This is a genomic window from Burkholderia sp. BCC1993 (assembly GCF_905339865.1).
Classification (GTDB): Bacteria; Pseudomonadota; Gammaproteobacteria; order Burkholderiales; family Burkholderiaceae; genus Burkholderia.
Genome location: NZ_CAJPGZ010000013.1, coordinates 204,805 through 227,781, shown reverse-complemented (window position 1 = coordinate 227,781; position 22,977 = coordinate 204,805). Strand labels below are relative to the sequence as shown.

The 22,977-nt window shown below is 59.9% G+C and carries 18 protein-coding genes; 3 read left to right on the top strand and 15 right to left on the bottom strand.

The window, feature by feature from the left end; genetic code table 11:
* Nucleotides 1-5: 5 nt before the first annotated feature.
* A complete protein-coding gene (locus U4Y91_RS23190; protein ID WP_321807041.1) occupies nucleotides 6-1,349 on the bottom strand; it encodes an MFS transporter in 1,344 nt (447 codons plus the stop codon).
* A gap of 202 nt (nucleotides 1,350-1,551) precedes the next feature.
* On the opposite strand from U4Y91_RS23190, the gene U4Y91_RS23185 reads away from it, so the two are divergent.
* Nucleotides 1,552-2,526: a LysR family transcriptional regulator gene (locus tag U4Y91_RS23185; RefSeq protein WP_321807040.1), complete on the top strand. Its 975-nt coding sequence runs from the start codon at nucleotides 1,552-1,554 to the stop codon at nucleotides 2,524-2,526.
* An 89-nt stretch (nucleotides 2,527-2,615) separates the two neighbouring features.
* Here U4Y91_RS23185 and U4Y91_RS23180 read toward each other — a convergent pair whose 3' ends face one another.
* From U4Y91_RS23180 to U4Y91_RS23155, 6 genes are all read right to left on the bottom strand, one after another.
* Nucleotides 2,616-3,494: an NAD(P)-binding domain-containing protein gene (locus tag U4Y91_RS23180; RefSeq protein WP_321807039.1), complete on the bottom strand. Its 879-nt coding sequence runs from the start codon at nucleotides 3,492-3,494 to the stop codon at nucleotides 2,616-2,618.
* Nucleotides 3,494-4,411 (bottom strand): NAD(P)-dependent oxidoreductase, encoded by a 918-nt coding sequence (locus U4Y91_RS23175; RefSeq protein WP_321807038.1) that lies wholly within the window; start codon nucleotides 4,409-4,411, stop codon nucleotides 3,494-3,496. The genes U4Y91_RS23180 and U4Y91_RS23175 overlap by 1 nt, the downstream gene beginning before the upstream one ends.
* 219 nt (nucleotides 4,412-4,630) lie before the next feature.
* The gene (locus U4Y91_RS23170; RefSeq protein WP_321807037.1) at nucleotides 4,631-6,130 is read right to left on the bottom strand and encodes an aldehyde dehydrogenase family protein; all 1,500 of its coding nucleotides are present in this window, start codon (nucleotides 6,128-6,130) and stop codon (nucleotides 4,631-4,633) included.
* 177 nt (nucleotides 6,131-6,307) lie between these two features.
* Nucleotides 6,308-7,330: a zinc-binding dehydrogenase gene (locus tag U4Y91_RS23165; protein ID WP_321807036.1), complete on the bottom strand. Its 1,023-nt coding sequence runs from the start codon at nucleotides 7,328-7,330 to the stop codon at nucleotides 6,308-6,310.
* A gap of 122 nt (nucleotides 7,331-7,452) precedes the next feature.
* A complete protein-coding gene (locus tag U4Y91_RS23160; RefSeq protein WP_321807035.1) occupies nucleotides 7,453-8,841 on the bottom strand; it encodes an MFS transporter in 1,389 nt (462 codons plus the stop codon).
* Nucleotides 8,842-9,813: 972 nt separating this feature from the next.
* Nucleotides 9,814-11,232, bottom strand: coding sequence for an aldehyde dehydrogenase family protein (locus tag U4Y91_RS23155; RefSeq protein WP_321807034.1), 1,419 nt, complete (start codon nucleotides 11,230-11,232; stop codon nucleotides 9,814-9,816).
* Nucleotides 11,233-12,078: 846 nt separating this feature from the next.
* On the opposite strand from U4Y91_RS23155, the gene U4Y91_RS23150 reads away from it, so the two are divergent.
* Nucleotides 12,079-13,008 carry a LysR substrate-binding domain-containing protein gene (locus U4Y91_RS23150; protein ID WP_321807033.1) on the top strand — a complete coding sequence of 310 codons (930 nt, stop codon included), beginning with the start codon at nucleotides 12,079-12,081 and terminating at the stop codon, nucleotides 13,006-13,008.
* Between the two features lie 75 nt (nucleotides 13,009-13,083).
* Here U4Y91_RS23150 and U4Y91_RS23145 read toward each other — a convergent pair whose 3' ends face one another.
* Complete coding sequence (locus U4Y91_RS23145; RefSeq protein WP_321807032.1) at nucleotides 13,084-14,466, bottom strand: MmgE/PrpD family protein; 1,383 nt, start codon at nucleotides 14,464-14,466, stop codon at nucleotides 13,084-13,086.
* Between the two features lie 483 nt (nucleotides 14,467-14,949).
* Between U4Y91_RS23145 and U4Y91_RS23140 the strand changes: the two genes are divergently transcribed.
* Nucleotides 14,950-16,431, top strand: coding sequence for an aldehyde dehydrogenase (locus U4Y91_RS23140; protein ID WP_321807031.1), 1,482 nt, complete (start codon nucleotides 14,950-14,952; stop codon nucleotides 16,429-16,431).
* Between the two features lie 122 nt (nucleotides 16,432-16,553).
* Here the strand turns inward: U4Y91_RS23140 and otnK are convergent, their stop codons facing one another.
* From otnK to U4Y91_RS23105, 7 genes are all read right to left on the bottom strand, one after another.
* Nucleotides 16,554-17,861: a 3-oxo-tetronate kinase gene (otnK, locus tag U4Y91_RS23135; RefSeq protein ID WP_321807030.1), complete on the bottom strand. Its 1,308-nt coding sequence runs from the start codon at nucleotides 17,859-17,861 to the stop codon at nucleotides 16,554-16,556.
* Between the two features lie 239 nt (nucleotides 17,862-18,100).
* Nucleotides 18,101-19,066: a D-glycerate dehydrogenase gene (locus tag U4Y91_RS23130; protein ID WP_321807029.1), complete on the bottom strand. Its 966-nt coding sequence runs from the start codon at nucleotides 19,064-19,066 to the stop codon at nucleotides 18,101-18,103.
* Between the two features lie 74 nt (nucleotides 19,067-19,140).
* Nucleotides 19,141-19,938, bottom strand: coding sequence for an HpcH/HpaI aldolase family protein (locus tag U4Y91_RS23125; protein WP_321807028.1), 798 nt, complete (start codon nucleotides 19,936-19,938; stop codon nucleotides 19,141-19,143).
* 82 nt (nucleotides 19,939-20,020) lie between these two features.
* Nucleotides 20,021-20,677: an aspartate/glutamate racemase family protein gene (locus tag U4Y91_RS23120; RefSeq protein WP_321807027.1), complete on the bottom strand. Its 657-nt coding sequence runs from the start codon at nucleotides 20,675-20,677 to the stop codon at nucleotides 20,021-20,023.
* Between the two features lie 281 nt (nucleotides 20,678-20,958).
* Nucleotides 20,959-21,348 (bottom strand): hypothetical protein, encoded by a 390-nt coding sequence (locus U4Y91_RS23115; RefSeq protein ID WP_321807026.1) that lies wholly within the window; start codon nucleotides 21,346-21,348, stop codon nucleotides 20,959-20,961.
* Nucleotides 21,345-21,578: a type II toxin-antitoxin system Phd/YefM family antitoxin gene (locus U4Y91_RS23110; protein WP_321807025.1), complete on the bottom strand. Its 234-nt coding sequence runs from the start codon at nucleotides 21,576-21,578 to the stop codon at nucleotides 21,345-21,347. Before U4Y91_RS23110 ends, U4Y91_RS23115 begins: the two co-directional genes overlap by 4 nt.
* 176 nt (nucleotides 21,579-21,754) lie before the next feature.
* Complete coding sequence (locus tag U4Y91_RS23105; RefSeq protein WP_321807024.1) at nucleotides 21,755-22,723, bottom strand: sugar ABC transporter substrate-binding protein; 969 nt, start codon at nucleotides 22,721-22,723, stop codon at nucleotides 21,755-21,757.
* Between the last annotated feature and the right edge of the window lie 254 nt (nucleotides 22,724-22,977).

Genomic DNA, 22,977 nt, shown 5'->3' with positions numbered 1-22,977 from the left:
CTTTCTCATTTGGTCGTTTTAACGCGAGCGACTGCCGTGGGGCTCGGAATGCGCTCGATGCGCTTGTCTTGCTCGTCGACCGGTCCGCTCAAGTCGACATCCTTCGTTTCCGGTACAAACCGAATCAAAATCAGGCAAGCGATGGCAACGGCCGTGACGTACCAACCGGGGGCCAACGGCGATCCAAGCGTACGCACTAGCCACGTACTGATTAGCGGCGTCGTACCGCCCATTGCAGCCACAATGACCTGGTATGAAATCGCATGGCCGGTCGCGCGAAAATGCGTCGGGAAAAACTCGGCTGCAGTCACAAAGCAGGCGCCGCTGTAAATGCCGACACCGATCGCGATAAGCACCTGCCCGGCGACTGCATCGAAGAACGTTCCGTTGGCAGCAAGGCGGACAGAAAGATAGGCCACAAGCGCAATAAAAAGCGCACCGACTGAAAGTATCGGCTTCCGACCGAAACGATCGCTCAACGCGCCGCCGACTGGAATGAAAATGGCCAACACCACGATTGCGCCGGCATTCGCCAGAAGCGCCGCCGTCGAGTCGAGGGCCGTCTCCCTGACGAGAAAGGTGTACATGAAGCCGAGCAACAAATATGATCCAACCGTCTGGACGGGCTGAATCATTGCCACATACATCATCGACTTCCAGCCTGAACTGGTCATTGCACGAAGCGGGCTCATGCCGCGCTTGCCGCGTGTTGCAAGCTTGTATTCCTCGGGATCATCCAGCGAGCTGCGGAGCCACCATCCGACGATGCCAATCAGGCCACCGATGACGAACGGGATACGCCACGCCCAATCCAGATAAGCTTCTTTACCGATGAACACCTGCATCGCGAGAAGCATCAGCGCAACGAGTGCATTCGGCAAATGCGCGAAGAACCAGATGATGCCAACCCATCTCCCGCGACCTTTGACGGGGGCGGATTCGAGAATGAAGCTCGTACTCCCTGTCGTTTCCCCTCCCATTGCAAAGCCTTGGGCAAGTCGGCAGAGCACCAGGATAATCGGCGCAGCAATGCCGATCGCATCGTAAGTCGGCAACAGTCCGATCATCGCGGTTCCGGCCGCCATCAACCAGATCGTCATTGCCAGCACCTTGACGCGTCCCACCCTGTCCAGCATGTAACCGAACACCAGGCCCCCGAGTGGGCGCGCAACGAATGCAACGGCGTAAACAGCAAAAGTCTTGAGAATGGCGGTCGCCGGGTTGGTGCCGGGAAAGAAATGCGCTGCGATGAACGGCACCGAGAATCCGAATACGGCGAAATCGTAGATTTCGCCGAAGTTTCCAATGGATGCGGCACCCAATGTGCGCTTTGCACTGGATCTGCTCACGTTGTCTCCTTATGACGACCGCGACGCGCGGTACGTCGTTGTATTCGTAATCGTGGCGACCTCATCGATCTAATCGATTGGCCACCGTACTCAACCATGTTCGTCTGGTATGCGAACCATTATCAAAGCTAGCCTGCCGGGATGGAAATGAATAAACTGGATGTATCCATAAACGAAAGCACATGGCCAGGCTCAAAGATCGATGGAGAACACCCTTCACAGCATTCCGTGGGCGCGCAAACTGAAACTGCGCCATCTCGAGGTGTTCATCGCACTCCATGAGACAGGAAGCATGACGGCGGCCGCTGCGCAGTTGCACATGACCCAACCGGCGCTATCTCACTGGTTGAGTGATCTGGAAGACGTCATCGGCCATGCGCTTTTCGTCCGACACCGCCGGCTGGAGCTGACATGGGCCGGAGAAGTGCTGCGCTCGCACGCGGAGCGCATGCTCGGTGAGGTATATCGCGCCGACGCGGATCTGAAAGCGGTGCAATCCGGATTGCATGGTCGCCTGCACGTGGGCAGCGGTCTACCGCGCGTATTGCTTCCGAAGACGATTGTCCGCCTCCAGGAGGCGTGGCCAGGCATTTTCGTCTCGGTCGTAGAAGCACCGTTTGCCTCGCTGCTCGAGATGCTGACGAACAGAAGCATCGACGTGATCATCGGCGCACTCGGCGCCCATGCACTTGGTACTGGATTTGCGACAGAACCGCTGCTCGCCGACAGTATCCAGATCGTTGCGCGACGCGGGCATCCGTGCCTGGAAGAAGCGCCCCCACGTTGGCCCGACCTCCTCGATTACGCATGGATTCTTCCGCCATCGGGAGCCGAAATGCGGACCCTCGTCGATGCAGCATTTGCGGAACAGCATCTTCCTGCGCCGAAGCCATGCGTTGAAGCTGGCTCATCCATCCGCGCCCAGCTTCTGATGGACGGCGGCAACTATCTGTCGACGCTGCTGGGTTCCGAACTGCAGTTATACAAAACGTTTGGGTTGGACCGAGTGCGGCTCGGACCCGCCATCCGATTCCCGGACATCGGCGCGATCTGGGACGCCGAACGCGCTAGCCCATTGGTTTCGCACTTTCTGAACGCACTTCGTAGCGAATCGGCGGCGATGGTATCGATTGACGACGACTCGGCACCGCGCGCACCCTCCGACAACATCGCCTGACAGTACTTGAACGCGGCGGCGATGCGTCCACCAGGCATCGTCGCCGCGATATTTTGATTCCGTTTTTGGCCAGTGATCTCGCTCTATCGTTAGAAGCGTTGAGGAACCGGCAGCCGTGCGTCCGCTTCCCAAACAGCGGCCAACTCGTCGATGCTGACCGAATTGCCCAATCGGTTGCAGGCCGCATCCAGCATCGAGCGGACAAGCGTCGCAATCAGCATCGGCGCGCCATAGCGCATACCGACCGCCGATGCCATCGTGACGTCACTTGCAACATCCCCTAGCGTTGCATCGGCCGTGTGGCCCGTCGACGCAAGCGCTGGAAGCACGCGCGCGGACGCACTGTTATAGCCCGAACTTTTGTTCAGTACGATTGCCATGTCGCCAATGGTCAGGCCGTTGCTGACACCCATCGCGGCACATTCGTACGTGATTAGCCGGTTGCAAGCCGCAATCGCGGCCACGACCAACCGTGTGGCGTGCCCGTTGCCCGTATCGCCACATTGCACGATCGTCGGACAGATGGTTTCCAGCACAGTGTGAAGAGAGTGGAATGCGGTGGACGCCCCCCCGAACAAGATCGCAGATGCTTCGTGGATCGATTCCGTGTTCTCGGTATGCAGCGGCGCGTCGACCAACGCAATTCCGCGTCCGGCCAACTTCACCGCTCGTTCGCGTGCCCTATCCGGATCGTCTTGCCCGAGGTTCGCGACGATTTTCCCTTCGCACAAGCCCGCCAACAATCCATCTTGCGAGAGCAGTTCATCCAACTGCGTCTCGGAATCCACAGCCAACAGAACAACATCTGAACGCCCTCCCAGCGCGGCGAGACTATCGAGTCGCTCCACCCCCACCGCAGGAGACGAATCCCCATGTGCGATGTCGACAAAAAAAACCGGATATTTGCCTGCCAACCGACGCGACACGAAAGCTGCGAGTGCGCCGGTCCCTGCCAGCCCGATATTCATTACTTCACCTCCTTTGCTTCCGAGTCGGCAGACTTTTCGACAAACTGCGTCCCGGCCATGGATTGAATGACACCGATCATTTCCTCGAGTTGGGCGTCTTTGCCAAGTGCGTTCAATCCGATTTGCAGTATTGCGCGGGCTGCGCCGCCGATCGGCATCGGCACCCCCTGCTCCGCACCGAGCGAAATGGCCTGATGGATATCCTTGACCTGCAGCGCGAGCGAGAACTTCGTAGACTGACGCCCCGCGGCGATCGCCGGCAACATCCCTTGGGACGTATAGTTGCGAGCGGTCGTCGCGTTGATCGCCTCGGTCATGGTTTCAAGCGGCAACCCGATCTTGCGCCCCATCGCGACGACTTCGAGCGTCGCCAAACGACAGCTGACGTTCATCATGTTGTTGACGGTCTTCATGGTCTGGCCATTGCCGACGCGCTGGCCACAATGGAAGACGTTCGGGCTGATTGTCTTCAGGATCGGGAGCGCAGTGTCGAATGCATCGGACGGGCCCGACGCAATGATCGATATCGTCCCGGCGATCGCCGTTGCCATCGCTCCGGACACGGGTGCATCGAACAACGCGACACCCATTTCCGCGAGCTGCCGAGCGAACTCGCGTGTTTCGCTCGGCACGCCACTGGTTTGATCTACCACGATACTGCCCGAGGACAGCCCCTCAACCAGACCGCCAGCGCCAAAGATGACCTTCTGGACGTCCGAGCTTCGCGGCAGGCACAAGAGCACGATGTCACTTGCTCGAGCGACATCCGCGGGCGACGCGGCTGCACTCGCGCCCAAATCTACAAAACCCTGGACGACCGTCGGGCTGAGATCGAACACGGTCAACGGGAATTTCCCGACAAGGTGACGTGCAAGTGCTCCACCCATGGCGCCCAAGCCAACATATCCAACGCGCATGTATCTCCTCCGTTGCGCTCAGACGGCCGACAGAACGCCGGCCGGAATCTACGTGACAATTTCGTTATGCTGCGCTTGTCGGCAATCGAGGTCGAGTCGAATTTTCCATCGGGCCTGGTAAGGCCCGCTTACCAGGTCGTGACGGCGAAATGCCTTCCATACAAGCGGGCGCGGAAAAACCTTTTCGCACAACCGGCGGCACACAAAATCTCCTGTACGTTACGAATTGATGTACACGGTTTTCGTGTACAAGTACGTGTCGAGATGAGCTCGGCCGCCCTTCGCACCGTATCCGCTATGCTTGGTTCCGCCGAATCCAACGAGCGGATCAATCAAGCCGTAGCAATTTACCCACATTACGCCTGTATGAACTCCCCGCACGACCTTGAGCGCCGTCGAGATGTCGCGAGTCCAGACCGCCCCACCCAACCCGTATTCCGACTGATTGCCGAGCGTGATCGCCTCTTCGGCGGTATCGAACGGAATGATCGACAGGACCGGTCCAAAAATCTCTTCCTGCGCGATCCTCATTCCATTGTCGACATCGGTGAACACCGTCGGTGTGATGAAGTACCCGTCCGCCAGATCTCCACCAACGCGCGCACCACCGCAGACTAGCCGCGCGCCCTCCTGCGCTCCGATCTCGACATAGCTCATTACCCGGTCCAATTGGCGCGCCGAAATCAATGGTCCGAGTTGTGCATTCGCATCAAGGCTACGTCCAATCCTGAGGCTCTGTGTGAAGGCCGCGACGCGTCGGCAGAATTCGTCAACGATCGAACGCTGGACGAACACCCGCGTACCAGCAAAACATATCTGCCCAGAGTTCGAAAACACGCCCATTGCCGCACCCGGCACGGCCTTGTCCAGATCAGCATCCGCAAAAATGATGTCGGGCGACTTGCCGCCCAGCTCAAGCTGAAGTCTCTTGATATTGACGGCCGACGCCTCGATGATCTTTCGGCCCGTCACAGTCGACCCGGTAAACGCGATCCGGTCGACCCCCGGGTGCCGCGCGAGCGCCTCACCGGCTACGCCTCCGAAACCGGTGACGACATTCACGACGCCACGCGGAAGTCCTGCCTCGTGCAGCAACTCGACCATACGTAACACGGTCAGCGACGCGTCCTCCGCCGGTTTCAGCACGGCAGTGCACCCCGTGGCAATCACTGCTCCCAGCAACCACCACTGGCTGACGAGCGATCCGTTCCACGGAATAATGCCGCCAATGACCCCCACTGGCGCCTTCATCGACAGCGTTGTCACCTCTCCGGCCAGTCCGTTCTGTAGCGTCTCGCCGGTGATATTGCTGCACTGCGACGCGAAAAACAGAATCATCTTCAGCACTGAACCCTTCGCGCTACGCGTGCGCGATATCGGCGCGCCCATGTCCAGCGATTCGATTTCCGCCAACTCGTCGAAATGGCGCTCAACCGTGTCGTGCACACGGTACAGAAATGCCTGCCGTTCGTACGGCGTCCAGCTGCTCCATGAACCTTCGAACGCGGTCCGTGCGGCGCGTACGGCCAGATCGATATCCCGCTCGTCTCCTTCCGCAATGCGGCCGAGAATCTTGCCAGTCGACGGGTCGATCGTCTCGAATGTTCGGCTCGACGTAGCCGAGGCAATCTCCCCGTTGACAAAAATTCCATGTTGCTCGCGGGACAAGAACTGCTTCGTCGCATCGCTGAGCGCGATAGTGGAAACGTGCTGGTTCATGAGGCTTTTGATCACGTAAAAAATGCGATGCAACGAACTGCATCTGTGATGGTTCGAGTCTGTAGATCGCGGCGGCCCAGCCCAGATTCAGACGCAGTTGCCCTGTATCGCGATGCCACCCGCCTGCGCGCTCAGGAAGTTCGATCGTCTCCGACGTGGTGCCGCTGCCAAAGCGCGCTACATGAGGAATACGCCCTTACCGCCACTTTGGCGATTGAAGCTTCGATAAGCTTCGTCGGCCTGGTCGAGCGTCCATCGGTCCGTAAAGAGCGCGTCAAGATCGATTCCGCGCTCGACCACGAAGTCCGCGCAGGCCTTCTGCGCCTGAATCGACATCGTCCACGACGTCAGAATACGCAGTTGCGTGCGAAGCACGTTCGCAAGTGAGAAGCTGATCTCCGCACCGATGCCGACCAGACACACCGTTCCCCACGGACGCACGCAGGCGAGCGCGTCACGGCCCGCCGACGCAGCCCCGGCAGTCTCGAGCGCCATAGTCGCGCCTCTACCGCCGGTAAGCTCGCGAATCGCGTCCGCCGTGTTGCCGTTGCGCGGATCGAGAACGTGGTCGGCACCGAATGCGGTTGCCTGGCCCCGACGGCTCTCGTCAAGATCGAGCGCGATGACGCGCGCCCCTTGTGCCTTCGCAAGGACGGTTGCTGACAGGCCGACCGGCCCCTGCCCGAAGATCGCGACCGTACCGCGACCGGTTAGCCCCATGCGCTCAAACGCTCCCCATGCGGTGCCGGTACCACACGAAATCGCGGCGCCGGCCGCGAAGCTCAAGCGATCGTCGAGAGGCACCAACGTGCTCGCCGGCACCTTCATGTACGGCGCATGACCGCCGTGTGCGTCAGTCCCGTAGACCACGGCAGGAATCGTGCTGCACATCTGCGGCCATCCTGCCCGGCAATCCTCGCATCCGGCGCAACCGTGATAGTGATGCACCATCACGCGCGCGCCGATCCGCGCAAGCGAACTCGTCACACCGGGCCCCACGGCGACTACCACGCCACTCGGTTCGTGACCTGCAATGATCGGCGTCGCCAACGCATTGCGCGGACGGCGGTAGAAATGCAGGTCGCTGCCGCACATGCCGGAAGCCTTCATTTCGAGAACGACTTCGCCGGGACCCGGTGTCGGATCGGGAACGGTAACGAGCTCGAGCGTGCAGTCACCGCGAAAAACTATGCCGCGCATGGTTCCTCTACCTCCTTTTCAATAGCATCCAGTTGAACAGTGGCGCTCGCAACGTTGTCGGCTCGGCCTATCGTTCACAATCCTCGCTCTGCCGTCGACGCGAGCGCTTTCCACCTGGGAGTTCAGGTTCTCCTCGGTACCGGATTCGGCACCGCGTCCGGCGAGACCGGTTCCGCGTCGGGTTCCAGCGCCTCGAGCGACCGCTGGTTGGTCTCGATGCCTGCGACAGCCATGAGCAACGCAATCGCCAGATAGACGCCAGAGATCACGCCCACGACGCCGGCAATGCCGTAATGCCGGAACAGTGCCAGCACGAGGAAAGGCGCACCCACCAGCCCCAGCCGGCCGATCATTTGCGCGACGCCGCCACCCCGGAACCGATATTCCGTCGGGAACAATTCCGGTGTGCCGCCAAGCCCAAGCGTCAGGAAGACGGCTACCGACGCAACGAGGAAGAAACCGCAAGTCATGATCGGGAGCGGCGAAGTCAGGAACGGATACACGGCGCCGAGGCTTGCGCAGATCACGCCAAACATCACCAGCCCCCAACGACGCCCAATGCGGTCGGCAATCAATGCGCAAATGAGCGGACCCACGACGTAGCCGGCCATCATCGCCGCGTGGAATCCCAGCGAATTGGTCACGCTCATCCCCTGGCTGACAAAGAACGTCGGCATCCAGCCGGTGAAGCTGTACGAGCCGAACAGGCATGTGACGTTTACGACAATCGCCAGTAACGTGCGGCGAATCACGGGACGCGTGAACAGCACCGATACAGGAACATTGCGCGGTTCGGAAACTGCGTTTTGCTGAGATGCCGGCAGCGGTTCGGTCACACCCGCCTCGGCCTCGATCTTCTGCAGAATCGCCTCCGCTTCGGCGCCTCGACCCATCCGCTCCAACCAGCGCGGCGACTCAGGCAAATGGCGGCGCAACCACCAAACCCACAATGTGCCGACCCCACCGATCACGAACATCGCACGCCAGCCCAGCCACGGAATCACCACCATGCCGACTAGCGCCGTGATGAACACGCCAGCGCCCGCGATCATTCCGAGTAACCCCAAGTACCGGCCGCGTTGCTGCGGGGGAACAAACTCGATCACGAGACCGTAACCCATCACATATTCGGCCCCCATCCCGATGCCCATCACGAAGCGAATGGCAATCAGCCACTCCATGGACGGGGCGAAAGCCGAAGCGAGTGCCATGACGCCAAAAATCGCCAGATTGAACTGGTACGCGAACAATCTGCCGTAGCGGTCGCTCAACCATCCGGCGAGTGCGGCACCGATGGTGAGACCGGCGAATGTTGCGGACATGAACACGGAGTTCATCTGCAACGTCGACCAGTGACTACTCAACATTGCCGCGAGCACGGCGCTCGACAATGTATTGTCAAACGAATCGAAAAACATCCCCATGCCGACCAGCCAAAGTACGCGCCGGTGGAAGGTGCCGATCGGCAGGCGATCGAGTCGCGCTCCCGCATTAACCCTGTTGATCTTCACTTGTCTCGCTCCTCAGTAATGGACACTGATATCTGTTTTGTTCGACTCACGTAGTCCGACGTGCGACCGATCACGAGGAACGGACATGCACGGACGGCGACGGAAATACAAGCCGACTGCCGGAGAGACACAGTGCGTCGTCAGAACAAGTCGGTCAGCCTGTCTCGGATGAGCGGCCAGCAACTCGTCGAAGATGTATCTGCATGTCTCCCCCGTATCGGGTATTTTTATTCGATCAGCTACGATCCACCGCAATATTCTGTCGGTGCACATGTCGCACGACGACGGTATACGAGCGACGCGATCTCATGCCGATGCCGTGACGACAGTCATGACGCAATCAATTGATTGCCGTCAACGCGCTTCACATCGACAACGACGAAAATGAACTTGTAGTCGATACGCGTCATGCTGTTAAGCAGCCGCCACTTCAACAGCCCGGATGCTCGTAGAGACGGATGGTTCGCACCTTCGCACTTCGGCTTCCTCACGCTCGAAGCAATGTCCTCGATACTTGGCGATCGAGATTCGTCCCCATCGTTTTGGCAACCAGCCTTCGTTTTCAACAAGTGTGCCGAGCGACGTACAACGTGTACAGTTGGTTTTGATTGGCCTACACGTAAGCTTCACTTACCTGGTCGGGCCGCCGTTCGTCTTCCGAGCTTTCCAGCAGCGACGTGCTGCATCCATGGGGATCGCAGGACACAATGATCGTCAACATCATTGTTGGCCGGTGGTTTCGTGCCGAACGGGAATTGGCGTCTACGTCCCTTCCAAGCGGCATTTCAGTTTTGCCGTCCACTACCAGGCAGGCCACTTGAATCGGGAGAATTGACAACCGGCGCGAGCCCGCTAAAGCGCGCAGCTCGCGCCGGTCGAATGTGATGGTGGCGCCGGTGTCGCGACCTTCAACTACGCGCCCTCACGATGAGCGCGCGTCCGGCCGCCGAATTGCAAGACCGAGCAGACAGGTCACTCGAAGCCGATCATCGCCTTGACCTCGAGATACTCCTCGAGACCAAACACGCCCATCTCCCGGCCGTTCCCGGAGCGCTTGTAGCCGCCCATCGGTGCCATCGTGTTGCTCGCCATACCGTTCAGGAACACGCGCCCCGCGCGCAATTGACGACCGACCGATAGACCCCGCTCCCGATTCGACGAGAATACATATCCGCCTAGGCCATATTCGGTACCGTTTGCGATTTCGATTGCTTCCTCTTCCGAGTCGTATGGAATAACGGCCAGCACCGGACCGAAAATTTCCTCCTGCGCGACCCGCATGTCGGGCGTCACGTCGGAGAAGATCGTCGGCTTGACGAAATAGCCGCGCTCGATCCCGTCCGGCCGACCGAGACCTCCCGTACAAACGGTAGCTCCCTCGTCGATCCCGATCGCGATGTATTGTTGTACCCGATCGAATTGAGCCTTGCTGACCACCGGGCCCATCGCAACTTCAGGATCCAGCGGATTACCGACGCGCACCGTCTTCGCTGCATCTTCGAGAAGCGACACGACCTCATCGAGCTGGCTGCGAAGGACCAGAATGCGACTCGGTGCGTGACACGATTGCCCCGTATTCGAAAACGCTCGCGTAACGTTCCATTGGGCTGCGGCCTTGAGGTCGGCATCGTCGAGGATCACGTTCGCCGACTTCCCCCCAAGTTCCTGTGCGACACGCTTGACCGACGGGGCCGCCGCTTCCGCCACCATCACGCCCGCGCGAGTCGACCCGGTGAACGACACCATGTCGATGTCCATGTGCTTGCTGATCGCGTTGCCGACCGTCGGACCGTCGCCAACGACGAGATTGAATACGCCTTTCGGCACACCCGCGTCGTGCAGAATCTCGGTGAGGAGAATCGCGCTGAGCGGCGTGTATTCGCTCGGTTTGAGCACCACGGTGCATCCAGCTGCCAGCGCGTAGGCCAATTTCGTCGCGAGCAACTGAAGCGGCCAATTCCATGCGGTGATCAACCCGCATACGCCAATAGGCTCGCGTCGAACCAGGTTCGGTCCGAGATGCGTTTCGAATTCGTAATCGCGAAGCGTCGACAAGGCTTGCTTGAACGAAGCGAGCGCAGCAGGCGCATGGATCTTCTGACTGACCGGCGTACCGAGTTCAAGCGTGACGGTTTCCGCCAGTTCCTGTTCACGCCTCGTGAAGTGATCGATGATTCGTTCCAGCAGGGCGACGCGATCGGCCTTTGTCGTCGCGCCGAAAGACTTGAACGCGGTGCGTGCGGCCTTCACCGCCGTATCGACTTCGCCTGCTCCTGCCAATGCGACCGTTGCAAACGGTTCTTCAGTTGCAGGATTGACCAACGTCCAGTCGCGAGGTGCGACCGGATGAACCCACTCGCCATTGATATAACACTTTTCGTACGATCTCATTCCTACCTCCTGATGATTCATTATCCGGGTGCGTGCGATTCCACACCGCGCATCCGTTTTAATTCGCTCCATCCAAACATATGGAGATTTCGTCGATCTCTACGTTTTATTTTTAATTCCGGACAACGAAATCTCGCTACATTGATCGGCTCGTCAAAGGCCGCGTCGTGCATGTGCACTGCCGTCCTTCGACAACGCACGCGAGTAGCCCGATGACAGCGTTGAACCGCGATCGCAGGACCACTACGCGGCCATCATCGAAGGCGCTTTCCGATCCGGTGGAAACACGTACCATCGACCGTCGTCGTGACGAAAGAAGACGAGCGCAATAGGGTCACGATCCGACGTCACCTCGACACGAACGAATCTGCGTTGCCTGTCCAGTGCGTGGCTGAAATGCGTGACACGCACGCTTACCGACGCCCCCATCCATCGTTCGATGATTGCGCGTAAAGATCTTTCAGAAGCGCCCATCACTGACTCCCACTCATCACTACGCCGCACACGAGCGCCGAGTTGAGACGAACGTCGCACATGCAGCATCTCTCGACGCCGCTCTCGCCCCTGTTCGAAGCTGAATCAGGACCAGCGCGACATCGTCAGCATCAGGTTCAAAGTTTGAAAGCGCCCCGACCTAGGGTCAAGTTAGCTATTATGGAGTGCCGGTAAGCGAGACTAACCGACCGGCGAAAAGGAGCGAGCGGCCGACCCGATATGGCGGCGTTGCTCGGGCGCTCCCCCGCATATACCTTACGTCTCGCTATAATTAGGGCTGGATTGCTGCTCTTCATCTGGGCACGTTCATCCGCCATACTCACTGCCCGCACTGCGAGGAGACACACAACAATGGAACTTCGGCACCTACGCTATTTCATCGCGGCGGCCGAGGAAGAGCATTTCGGCCGTGCCGCGGTCCGTCTGCACATCACCCGACCCGCGGTATCGCAAATCATTGCAGACCTGGAAGACGAACTGGGCACGCAGCTCTTCGAGCGACTCGCGCATACGGTCAAGCTCACCGCCGCCGGGCGTACGTTACTTCCGTACCTGACGCGCGTGATGGACGAGCTGAACGAGGCCGTCATCCTGACCAAGCGTGTGGGACAAGGCAAGACTGGCACGCTGAAAATCGGCTACGGATCGCTGACTCTCATGCACTCGATCTTCCGCGCAGCGATCAAGGAATTCCACGAAAAATACCCGGAGGTCACCCTGTCGCTCGTCGAAATGTCGACGACGTTGCAGCCGAAGGCCCTCGCCGAAGGCAAAATCGACGCGGGCTTCATGCATCTCGGGCCTAGCCCCACCCCCGGCAAGCGACGCACTGAAATCAATCAGGCACGCGAAGGGATCGTCCTCGATTCGCTTTGCATCCAGACGAGCGCACTCGGCGTCGCGGTGTCGAAAGAGCATCGGCTTGCGCGCAAGAAATCGGTCACCCTCGAGGAGCTTGCCGACGAAGAATTCGTCGCGGTTCCGCGCTCGAGCGTCAATCTCAGCTACGGCCAGCTTTACACGTATTGCCAGATGGCAGGTTTCGAACCGAAGATCGTTCAGGAAGTCAGCACGATTACTTCCCAAATGAATCTGATCTCCGTCGGAATGGGGATCGGACTTGCGGTGATGGGAAAGAACTTCAGCTATCCGAGCAATGTCGTCGTCGTGCCGCTCGCCAACGTCGACTATTCCCCCCGCTTCATCTTTGGATGGGTAAAACGGCAGAACGATCCGATTCTCGACAAGATGATCGAAATCATCACCGAGCTCTCGAAGTAAGCCCTGCCAGAACGACGGCGCCCGTGGCGGAATGCGCGGTCGGCTATATCGCCGAACCGCGCATGATGTTCAACTTCAGGTCAACGCCTTCATCAATTCGGTCGCGTCGTCGAGCGTCTCGAGATGGCGAGCCAGGGCCGGCGCGGCACAGATACCGTCCGCCGACAGCGGCACTGCCGCAACCGAAGCGCAGGCTCGAAATTTCTCCGACAGTTGATCCCAGGTAAGCGGCGCCTCCGGGCTACCGGGAATGTTGTCGCCGATACGGTCGAACTTGCGGCCGTCTCTCGTCACGATTTCCACTCGGCCGTCAGGCAACTTCATCTTCCAGTCCTGGTTTTTGTCCTCGACAGGCACGACCTTCTGCGCCATCGCCAGAACATCAGGATCCCACAGGCCCGTGACACTGAAATCCGATATCTGCATCTTGCCCTTTGCCGCGGCAATGCCGACCAGGAACGGAAGGCTGAACTTGGCGTCCACGAGTGTTCTGGGCGCCCGGCGCAGCTCGAGGGGCATACACATACGCTGCGTGAAGTCGCCAACGAACACGCGAATCTCTTCGATATCGTCCGCGGAAAGACCGTGTTGCTTCATCAACTCGATCGTCGCGTGGATGTACGTGTGGGAATTGCCAACCGCCGGCCAAGCCTTGTAGAGCGTCGTTCCACCCAGATACTGTTCGCCGAGATTTTCAAGCATCTTGTCGCGATCGTACTTGCCGCCGAAGTACGTGTTGAAGATACCCGCCGTGCCCTCGAACAGCGAGTCGATACCGGTAATACCGCGCTGAGCCAACAATGCGGCGACCAACGCGCCTTTAGCGGTAAAGCCGGCATACATGCCCCGCAGGTCGCTGCCGATACCGAGAATCACCTCCATCGTGCAGCACGATTGCATGCTCGCGATGCCCAGCGCATGCGCCGTTTCTTCGCGGGACAGGCCGAGTATGGACGAGGCAGCCGCCGTCGCCGAAAATACGCCGACCATCGAGGACAGATTCCACCCCTGCTGCCAGCCCACGTTGCAACGCAACCGGACAAACAGATCCTGGCCCAACGCGACTGCGGTAATCAGTTGACGTCCCGACACACCACCGTTGCGTTGCGCCAGCGCAAATACGACTGGAATGATCGAGCTGGCAGAATGCGCCCCCCAAGGCGTCTGGTCATCGAAATCCAGGCAATGCGCCATCGCGCCGTTCGCAAATGCAGCCTGTTCCGCCGGCACCTGCCCGCCGAAGCCTAGAATCGAACACTCCGCCCGCCCGCCGTTCTCTTTCACCATTTCGACGAGGCGACCAACTGCCGGTTCCATCCCGCTCGCCGCGAGCGTCACGCCCAGCGTGTCGAGAATGCTCTTTTTCGCGCCGTCGATCGCGTCGGGCGACAGATCTTCGAAACGCGTGTTCGCTACGTTGTCGGCAAAATTGTGGCAGATATCAGGTGTGTTGGACATCGACGATGCTCTGAAAGTAAAAATGACGCGTGATTGACCAAGGTGCGCGGTACTGCTTCGATGACGTCCGCGATCGATGGGGCGTCACTCTGCCGCTTCATGCGCATTTTCATGCCGATGCACGTCGACTCGCAGGGATCGTCTCCACCTCTAGACTGTGCGTACCGCCATCGTTTACCGGAAAGTTTGCTCGCGGCCTATCTGCATGTACAGTCGATTTTGATTGTCTCCACGGTAAGCGTAGCTAACGCTATTCCCCGCGATGGAAACCCGCACGTACCGATTCCTGGGCGGTCAGCAATATTGACCACGCAGTCAGAAGAACGAACTCGACTTTACGCGCCTGCCTCACCAAAATCGCCGATCCCTCTTTATTCACTTCGCCCGAAGAAACGCAGCCGTTCGCGATGCCGAATTTCTCGCGGTCGGACGTTCAACCAGCACCGAACACGTGGGCCGGGCGACGAACGGAGAAGCCCCGAAATGAAAACGTATCAACTGTGGATCGATGGTGCACACGTTGAACCCGCAAGCGGTGAATGGCTGGACACCGTCGATCCGTACCGAGGCGTTGTCTGGGCCCGTATCCCGCGCGCGCACGCACAAGACGCCGCACGTGCGATCGCGGCTGCGCATCGTGCGATGCACACTGGCCCGTGGGGCCGAATGTCCGCAACGGAACGTGGAAAGATCATGCGTAGAATCGGCGATCTCGTTGCACAGCACGCGCACCGGTTGGCCGAGATCGAAACCCGGGACAACGGCAAAGTGTTCACCGAGATGCTGGGCCAACTAAAGACGATTCCGGAGTACTGGTACTACTACGGCGGGCTCGCGGACAAGATCGAGGGATCGGTCATGCCGATCGAAAAACCCGACCTGCTTGCCTATACCGTTCGCGAACCCATCGGCGTCGTGGCCGCGTTGACCGCTTGGAATTCGCCGCTCCAGTTTCTCGCATTGAAGTGCGCACCCGCGCTGGCCGCCGGGTGCGCAGTAGTCGTCAAGCCGTCGGAATTCGCCTCCGCGAGCTCGCTCGAATTCGCCGAGTTGACCAAGGAAGCCGGGCTACCCGACGGCGTTCTGAACGTCGTCACCGGACTGGGTCACGAGGTTGGCGCCGAAGTCGTCCAGCATCCGGACGTCGCCGCGATTTCCTTTACCGGCTCCGACGTCACCGGCGCAAGGATCTATGAAGCCGCTGCGCGATCAATGAAGCGCGTATCGATGGAATTGGGCGGCAAGTCGCCGAACATCGTGTTCGAGGACGCCGATCTCGATGCTGCCGCCATCGGCGTCGTCTCGGGCGTCTTCGGCGCGTCGGGGCAAATGTGCATCGCAGGATCGCGTTTGCTGGTTCAGAACTCGATCAAGGACGCGTTCGTCGAGCGGTTGGTCGCACAAGCACGGGCGATCAGATTGGGCGACCCGATGGCGGTGGAAACCAATGTCGGCCCTATCGCTACGGCACCGCAATACCAGAAGGTGCTGGAGTATATCGACATCGCCCGAGCCGAGGGCGCGCAATGCATTCTCGGCGGCCGCCCGGCCACGGGCCCCGGATTGACGGGCGGGCAGTTCATCGAACCCACGATATTCACCGGTGTAACGAATGACATGCGGATTGCCCAGGAGGAAGTGTTCGGACCCGTTCTGTCGGTCATGGGCTTCGAAGACGAGGCGGAAGCCGTCACGCTGGGAAACGGCGTCATCTACGGTCTCGTCGCTGGGGTGTGGACCGGTGATATCGGACGGGCCATCCGCATGACAAGGGCACTCAAGGCCGGAACCGTATGGGTCAACACCTACCGAACCTACAGCGTCATGATGCCATTCGGCGGAATGAAAAAATCCGGCATGGGGAGAGAGAACGGGATCGAGGCGGTATACGAATTTCTCGAGACCAAGAGCGTATTTCTCTCGACGGCAACGCGCACGCCGGATAATCCATTCATCCAACGTTAGTATTGTTGGAACGCTGCGACTGCGAGTCGCTGCGGCATCGTCAAGATGCCGCAGCTCAAGAACATGTCACGCGCGCAACCGGCAACATCCATCGGAATCGATGCGGATCGATCCCTCAAGCATCACGCATGCAGTGCGCGCAGCGCTTTGTCGAAAAAGTCCACCGTGCCGAAGTTGCCGGATTTCAGCGCGAGGCCGAGCGGCTGCGCGTCGATGGTGGCCGTCGCCGGGACACCCGGATCGATCTGCGCGCCGATCTGCAGCGATTTCACGTCGAGCGCCTGCACGACCGCGCCGGACGTCTCGCCGCCGGCCACGACGAACTTGCGCACGCCGAGGTCGCGCAGGCTGCGGGCGATCGCCGCGAGCGTGCTTTCGACGAGGTGGCCGGCCGCTTCGACGCCGAGCGCCTGCTGGACGGCCTTCACTTCGTCGGGCGTCGCGGTCGCGTAGATCAGCACGGGCTGCGGCAGGTGCGAGCGTGCGAACGCGAGCGCTGCGTCGACGACGGGTTCGCCGCGCGAGGCCGCAAGCGGATCGATCCGAAAGCTCGGCCGGCTTTCGCGCCACGCGGCGACCTGTGCGTTGGTCGCCTTCGACGCGCTGCCGGCGAGTACCGCCGACAACCCGTCGATGTGTGGCAGCGAGGCCGCGTTGTCGCGCCGGGGCAGCAGTTCCGCACGGCGGAAATTCTCCGGCAGGCCGAGCGCGACGCCCGAGCCGCCGGTGACGAGCGGCAGGCCCGCGCACGCTTCGCCGAGCACGTAGAGGTCGCGATCCGACAGCGCGTCAGCGATCGCGAAGCGCGCGCCTTCGGCGCGCAGCTGCTCGATCCGCGCGCGCACGGCGGCCGCGCCCAATGCGATCGTGTCGTAGCGGATCAGGCCGACTTGCGACTTCGTCTGCCGCTGCAGCACGCGCACGAGGTTCGCGTCCTTCATCGGCGTGAGCGGGTGGTTCTCCATCCCCGATTCGTTCAGCAGCACGTCGCCGACGAACAGGTGGCCGCGATAGATCGTGCGGCCGTTTTCCGGGAACGCCGGGCACGCGATCGTGAAGTCGCCGCCGGCCGCATCGAGCAGCGCGTCGGCCACCGGCCCGATGTTGCCCGCGTCGGTCGAGTCGAACGTCGAGCAGTACTTGAAAAAAAATTGCCGGCATCCCTGCGCACGCAGCCATTCGTACGCGACGAGCGATTGCGTGACGGCGTCGGCGGCAGGAATCGTGCGCGACTTCAGCGCGACGACGATAGCGTCAGCGTCGACTGCATTGTCGATTGCGGTGGCGCCAGCGGGCACGCCGATCGTCTGCACGGTACGCATGCCGCTCTTGACCAGCATGTTCGCGAGATCGGTAGCGCCGGTGAAATCGTCAGCGATGCAGCCAAGCAACGGACGCGCCCGGCCGGATTCGACATTGGAAGTATTCATCTATCAATCTCGCCGCACTCTGCGGTAATCACGACTGCGTGACGCTTCGAAGACTCGACAGCGGCGCCGGTTCGTTCACGGTCGCGGACCACAACTGGCAGATACGCTGTCCGCATGTCCTCGTAGCAACGTGTTGACTTAGAGAACTTGGATCGCTCGCTATATCTCCGCCGAGTGGGCAAAACAGGACCCACCCGGGCGGAGTTTGTATTTCTATGCAGCGATCCGCCTGGCTCGATTCAGCGGTTCAGAACCTGCGGATTGACCATATTGCTCTTCAGTGTTCCGTTGAGTGCACCAATCAAGTTCTCCGCCGCGTTCCAGTTCATTGCCTGCCGCGTCTCGTATGTCGCGGATCCGATATGAGGCAACGCGACGACGTTCGTCATCTTCAGCAGCGGCGAATTGGCCGGGTGCGGTTCCTCGACGTAGACGTCGAGGCCGGCACCGCGAATGGTCCCGTTCTGCAATGCTTCGATCAGCGCAGCCTCGTCGACGATCGGCCCTCGCGAAGCGTTGATCAGAATCGCACTGGGCTTCATCGCCTTGAGTTGTTCTGCGCCAATCAGATTGCGCGTTTCGTTCGTCAGCAGCGCTTGCAGGAGAACGAAATCCGACGTCTCCAGCAGCTCCTGAAGTTCGACCTTCCTCGCACCATATTCCTTCTCGGCAACGGTATTCGGAACACGGTCCACATACACGACCTTCATGCCGAAACCGGCTGCTGCGCGCCGCGCAATCGCGGTACCGATGCGCCCGAGACCGACGATCCCAAGCGTCTTCCCATGCACGTCGACACCAAAGAGATCCTCACCGATCTTCTTCGTCCACTTGCCCTCTTTCACCCAGTCGGCCAATTCCACGATACGGCGTGCGGTGGCAAGAACCAGCGCGAACGCGGTATCTGCAGTGGATTCCGTGAGCACATACGGCGTGTGCGCCAGTACGATCCCGCGGCGGTTCAGATAGTCCACGTCGAACGCGTCATATCCGACGGATACGGTCGACAGTGCCTTGAGCCGCGTCGCACCCTCGAGCGTCTCCGCGTTCATCTTCACGCCCGTGCCGATCGCACCATCGGCATCCTTCAGCGCGTCGATGAGCGCACCAGGCTGCTTCGGGTCAACGATCTGAACTTCCGCATGCTGTCGCAGATAGTTGATCACTTCATCGGGCAATGGCTTGTATACAACGACTTTCTTCATGATCGAAACAGATCCTTCCGGGTATTGTCTGCAAGGCGGCGCCCACAATCGTCGGTGTGCGCCGGCATATGGCGTCACTGGCCCCGCATCGCCGCGGCCTTCGCAGTCGCGCCGTTCAACAGGAACGAGATGTCCGTTCCCGTCGAGATATAACGAGCGCCCATTTCGACGAACTGCGCAACAAGCTTCGGATGTGCATTGAGCCCACCGATTCCCAAATGCTTTCCGTGGCGCCGGCACGCCGCAATACCGCGAGAATAGGCATCGCGGATCAATTCGTGATCGAACTGCCCGGGAATCCCGAGCGACGCGCAAAGGTCGTTCGTGCCGATGAATAGGAGATCGACTCCGTCGATTGCCGCGATGTCGTCGATTGCCGCAAGCGCTTCAGCTGTCTCAATCATGATCACGACCATCGTTGCTTCGTTCATCGCGTCGCCGACTTCCGCATTCGAGATCGGGCGGAAACCGACATGAGGCAACACTCCGCCATGCGACCGCTCGCCGAGCGGCGGAAACTTTGCGGCGCGGACGACCTGCCGCGCTTCCTGCGCCGACTGGATATGCGGTGCAATCACGCCGAGCGCGCCACCGTCGAGGACGCGTGCGATGAAATCCGGCGCGATGTTGGGCAAGCGTACAAACGGTGCCACACCCGCCGCCAGACCGGCCATGCAAAGCTGGGCCGTCGTTTCCAACGACAGTCCGCTGTGTTCGAGGTCGACGTAAAACGAGTCGAAGCCGGCCGACTGTGCAATCCCGACGATCTCGACCGTACGAACCATACGGATGGTCATCGATAGAGCGACCTCGTCGCGAGCCAGCTTCTCCTTCACCCTGTTTCTTACCAAATCCCGCGCCGCCAGTTTCATTGCGTCTCCCAAATACTCGAATACAACATTGCTACAACTTGTTCGTCACGCGCCTGTCAGCCATCTGACGACGCGCTGCACCTCAGGTAGCTGCGAGCGAGCGCTTCACAGCCTCGACGCCACTGCGCGGGCTCGAAAGTACCGGAACCGGCAGCGTCCCGAGCTGCGGAATCAGACGTGCCATCGACACTTGCGCGAGGACCACCACGTCGACCTGCTCCGCAAGCGTCAAAATTGCCTGCTTGACGATTTCGTCGTGTTGCGCAGCGTCGCCGCGAAGCAACGCATCGAATGCGCCTTCCGCGATCCGCTCCGTGACTTCGATCGTGCGGCCGTGCTCCGCGGCCTTTCTCCGGATCAGTCGCACTGTCGGGTCAAGCGTGGTCGGAACCGTCGCCACGACGCCGATGCGCGACCCCGTCGCACTCGCTTGTTCGGCCATCGCCTCGTCGATCTTCACGATCGGGGTTCGAACCAGGTTCTGCACCGAATCGACTGCTTCGCCGACCGACGAGCATGCATTCAGGATGATGTCCACGCCCATCGCTTGCGCATTCGACATGTACGTATAGATCCGGCTCGTGACATCGGAGGTCAAATGCCCGGCTGCGCGAACGTCGTTCAGCAGGCTGTCGTCCATGATGTTGATGACGCGGGCGTCGGGAATCAATTGGCCGATCTGCTCCTTGATCGGCTGGACCGTGACCGGCCCGGTGTGAATCACTGCAATCGTGGTCATGATGTTGGCGGACAGAAGTACTGATATTCGAATAGGCTCGTTGAGCCCCTCTTAACCTCGATATCGCTCGAGTTCCGTGGTCAGGATCGCACGTGAATCTCAGCGAGGTCGCTGTGGTGTCGGTTGATATAAATTATCCCGAGCTTGCTGCTGCGTCCATTTGGATTTTCTGGCCGCTCACGCAAGGAAAACTAACCTCACGGACTCGGTCGTTACGTTTTCGCCTCGGGAGCGTCGCGAATCGATAGGGCAAGCTCGCGTCACCGCATTTCAGAACGACATCACCATATCGTTTCTACATATGCGAGTTCCCGCATTCGCGTGTCAGGCGTGACTAGCACGCCGGCGAGTGTTGTAGCCGTCGCCGCGATCAGTCGCTGGTGCGACGAGAGCAGTGTCGACAGTGCGGCGGCGCGTACTGCGATGATCGTATCCACGGCCACGAGACGTATTCCGTCGATCGATGCCAGTTCGGACAACCAGCTTCGCGTGCTTACCGACAGCTCCAACCGACCGTCGTGAACGTATTGCCCGATATCGAGCACACTGATCACTGAAATCGCGATTTCCCGCGCACGAAGCGACCGATCGATTACTTCTCGGGTCCCTGCACACAAGTCGCCTCGACTGCTCAACCATGAAATGAGGGCGGGGGTATCGAGTACGATCATCGAAATCTCGCCGGCGGCGCGACAGGAATTGCCATCGTTTCGGGCTCGAACTTTACAATGGCGGCCGACAGTATCGCGAGCGGATCGCTCTGCGCTTTCGTGTAGCGACGGATCTCAATCGTCGGCTTTCCATGATCCGTGACGATCACACTCTCGCCGAGGTTTTCCACCTGACGAAAGAGCTCGCACGCCTTGGCTTTGAACGTTGCCTTCGATACTTTTCGCACCACGTTTCGCTCCGGTTCGGTTGATCGGACGTCGATCGATAACCCCCGCCATTTCTACGGCCGAAGTCGGCACGTCACGGGGAATGCGTGCCGCTCCACACTTCTTGATTTCGACCACCCGGATTACCAAGTGCCATCTCCTGGCTCTGCCACGTCAGTCGACCCCACCCACTTGCCGATTACCACTGCGGCGGGCAGCTGGCGAGATTCGCCTTCGTGATCGGCGGAGTCGCGACCTCGACAAATCGCGCCTTGGAGGTATTCGTCTTGGCGACCGCTGCATACAGCGCATCGAAGCCCGCGCTTCCGATCTTTCCCGGTGACGCACATACCGTCCCGTCGACCGCTCCCGATTTGATCGCGTCGAGGCCGAGATGGGACCCGCCCCAACCAAGCAGCTTGGCTGAAGATCCGGCCGCGCGCACCGCCTTCGCGCAACCGATTACCATGTCGTCGGCTTCGTTGTAGAAAAGATCAACGTCCGGGTGCGCCGTCAGGATGTTTTGGCACACCGCCTGGCCGCGCTCAGGCGTCCAGTCGGTCGGTTGGGATGCAACGATCTGATATCGCGCGCCAGCCTTGTCCAGGCCAGCCTTGAAACCCTTGCTGAGCTGCCAGACTTGCGGCGCTCCAGGCATGCCTTCAACGATCGCGATTTTCGCGACTCGATTCTTCGGGAGCATCGCGGCCGCCATCTGCCCACCGATCTCGCCAGCATGCACCTGATCATTGGCGACGAGCGCCGCCAGTTTCGGATAGACGTCCTTGGTCGCTCGCTTATGAGGGTCGCCGATATCCACGGCCACGGCGACGATCGGGATATTGTGTTCACTGACACGATCCACCCACCCCTGCGCAACGACACTATCGAGCGGCAACAGCGCAATTCCATCGACTCCCTGTGCGATCAGATCGTCAATATTGTTGGCCTGCCTCGCTACGTCCGTCTTCGAGTCCAGCACAACGGTATTCACGCCAGCCTTCTTGCCAGCCTCTTGAAATGCCTGCGCGACCGACACCTCAAACGGATGATTCAACCCGGCGGCAACAAGTGCCAATGTGACTGTTTTCGCCCCGACCGCGGCCGAAGCACAAGCCAACGAGCCGGCCAATCCAGCCACGCCGAGAAGTTTCCACAATGCTCGCACGAGCGTCTCCTATCTAGTTGATTGCTGTAATGCGTCCAACGGCGCGGCTCCGGCAACCCGGGAGTCCAATCGCCATCTCGAACGAGCGGCGAAGTGGTTATTTCGTATCGTTTCGCCGCCGCCCTTGTTTCCGCTCCAAGAACATTCCAATCCGGACAGTTCGACCGCTAGGTTATGTTCAGTTGTCCAAATCGTCGAGTTGCGTTTAGTGCGCTCGACGGTAAGTTTTATCGACCCTCGAGAGGACCTGATCC

Excerpts from the sequence above, each read along its gene's own strand:
- U4Y91_RS23185 (WP_321807040.1), top strand. The coding sequence starts at position 1,552 with ATGGAGAACACCCTTCACAGCATTCCGTGGGCGCGCAAACTGAAACTG.
- U4Y91_RS23180 (WP_321807039.1), bottom strand. The coding sequence starts at position 3,494 with ATGAATATCGGGCTGGCAGGGACCGGCGCACTCGCAGCTTTCGTGTCG.
- U4Y91_RS23175 (WP_321807038.1), bottom strand. The coding sequence starts at position 4,411 with ATGCGCGTTGGATATGTTGGCTTGGGCGCCATGGGTGGAGCACTTGCA.
- U4Y91_RS23170 (WP_321807037.1), bottom strand. The coding sequence starts at position 6,130 with ATGAACCAGCACGTTTCCACTATCGCGCTCAGCGATGCGACGAAGCAG.
- U4Y91_RS23165 (WP_321807036.1), bottom strand. The coding sequence starts at position 7,330 with ATGCGCGGCATAGTTTTTCGCGGTGACTGCACGCTCGAGCTCGTTACC.
- U4Y91_RS23155 (WP_321807034.1), bottom strand. The coding sequence starts at position 11,232 with ATGAGATCGTACGAAAAGTGTTATATCAATGGCGAGTGGGTTCATCCG.
- U4Y91_RS23150 (WP_321807033.1), top strand. The coding sequence starts at position 12,079 with ATGGAACTTCGGCACCTACGCTATTTCATCGCGGCGGCCGAGGAAGAG.
- U4Y91_RS23145 (WP_321807032.1), bottom strand. The coding sequence starts at position 14,466 with ATGTCCAACACACCTGATATCTGCCACAATTTTGCCGACAACGTAGCG.
- U4Y91_RS23140 (WP_321807031.1), top strand. The coding sequence starts at position 14,950 with ATGAAAACGTATCAACTGTGGATCGATGGTGCACACGTTGAACCCGCA.
- otnK (WP_321807030.1), bottom strand. The coding sequence starts at position 17,861 with ATGAATACTTCCAATGTCGAATCCGGCCGGGCGCGTCCGTTGCTTGGC.
- U4Y91_RS23130 (WP_321807029.1), bottom strand. The coding sequence starts at position 19,066 with ATGAAGAAAGTCGTTGTATACAAGCCATTGCCCGATGAAGTGATCAAC.
- U4Y91_RS23125 (WP_321807028.1), bottom strand. The coding sequence starts at position 19,938 with ATGAAACTGGCGGCGCGGGATTTGGTAAGAAACAGGGTGAAGGAGAAG.
- U4Y91_RS23120 (WP_321807027.1), bottom strand. The coding sequence starts at position 20,677 with ATGACCACGATTGCAGTGATTCACACCGGGCCGGTCACGGTCCAGCCG.
- U4Y91_RS23115 (WP_321807026.1), bottom strand. The coding sequence starts at position 21,348 with ATGATCGTACTCGATACCCCCGCCCTCATTTCATGGTTGAGCAGTCGA.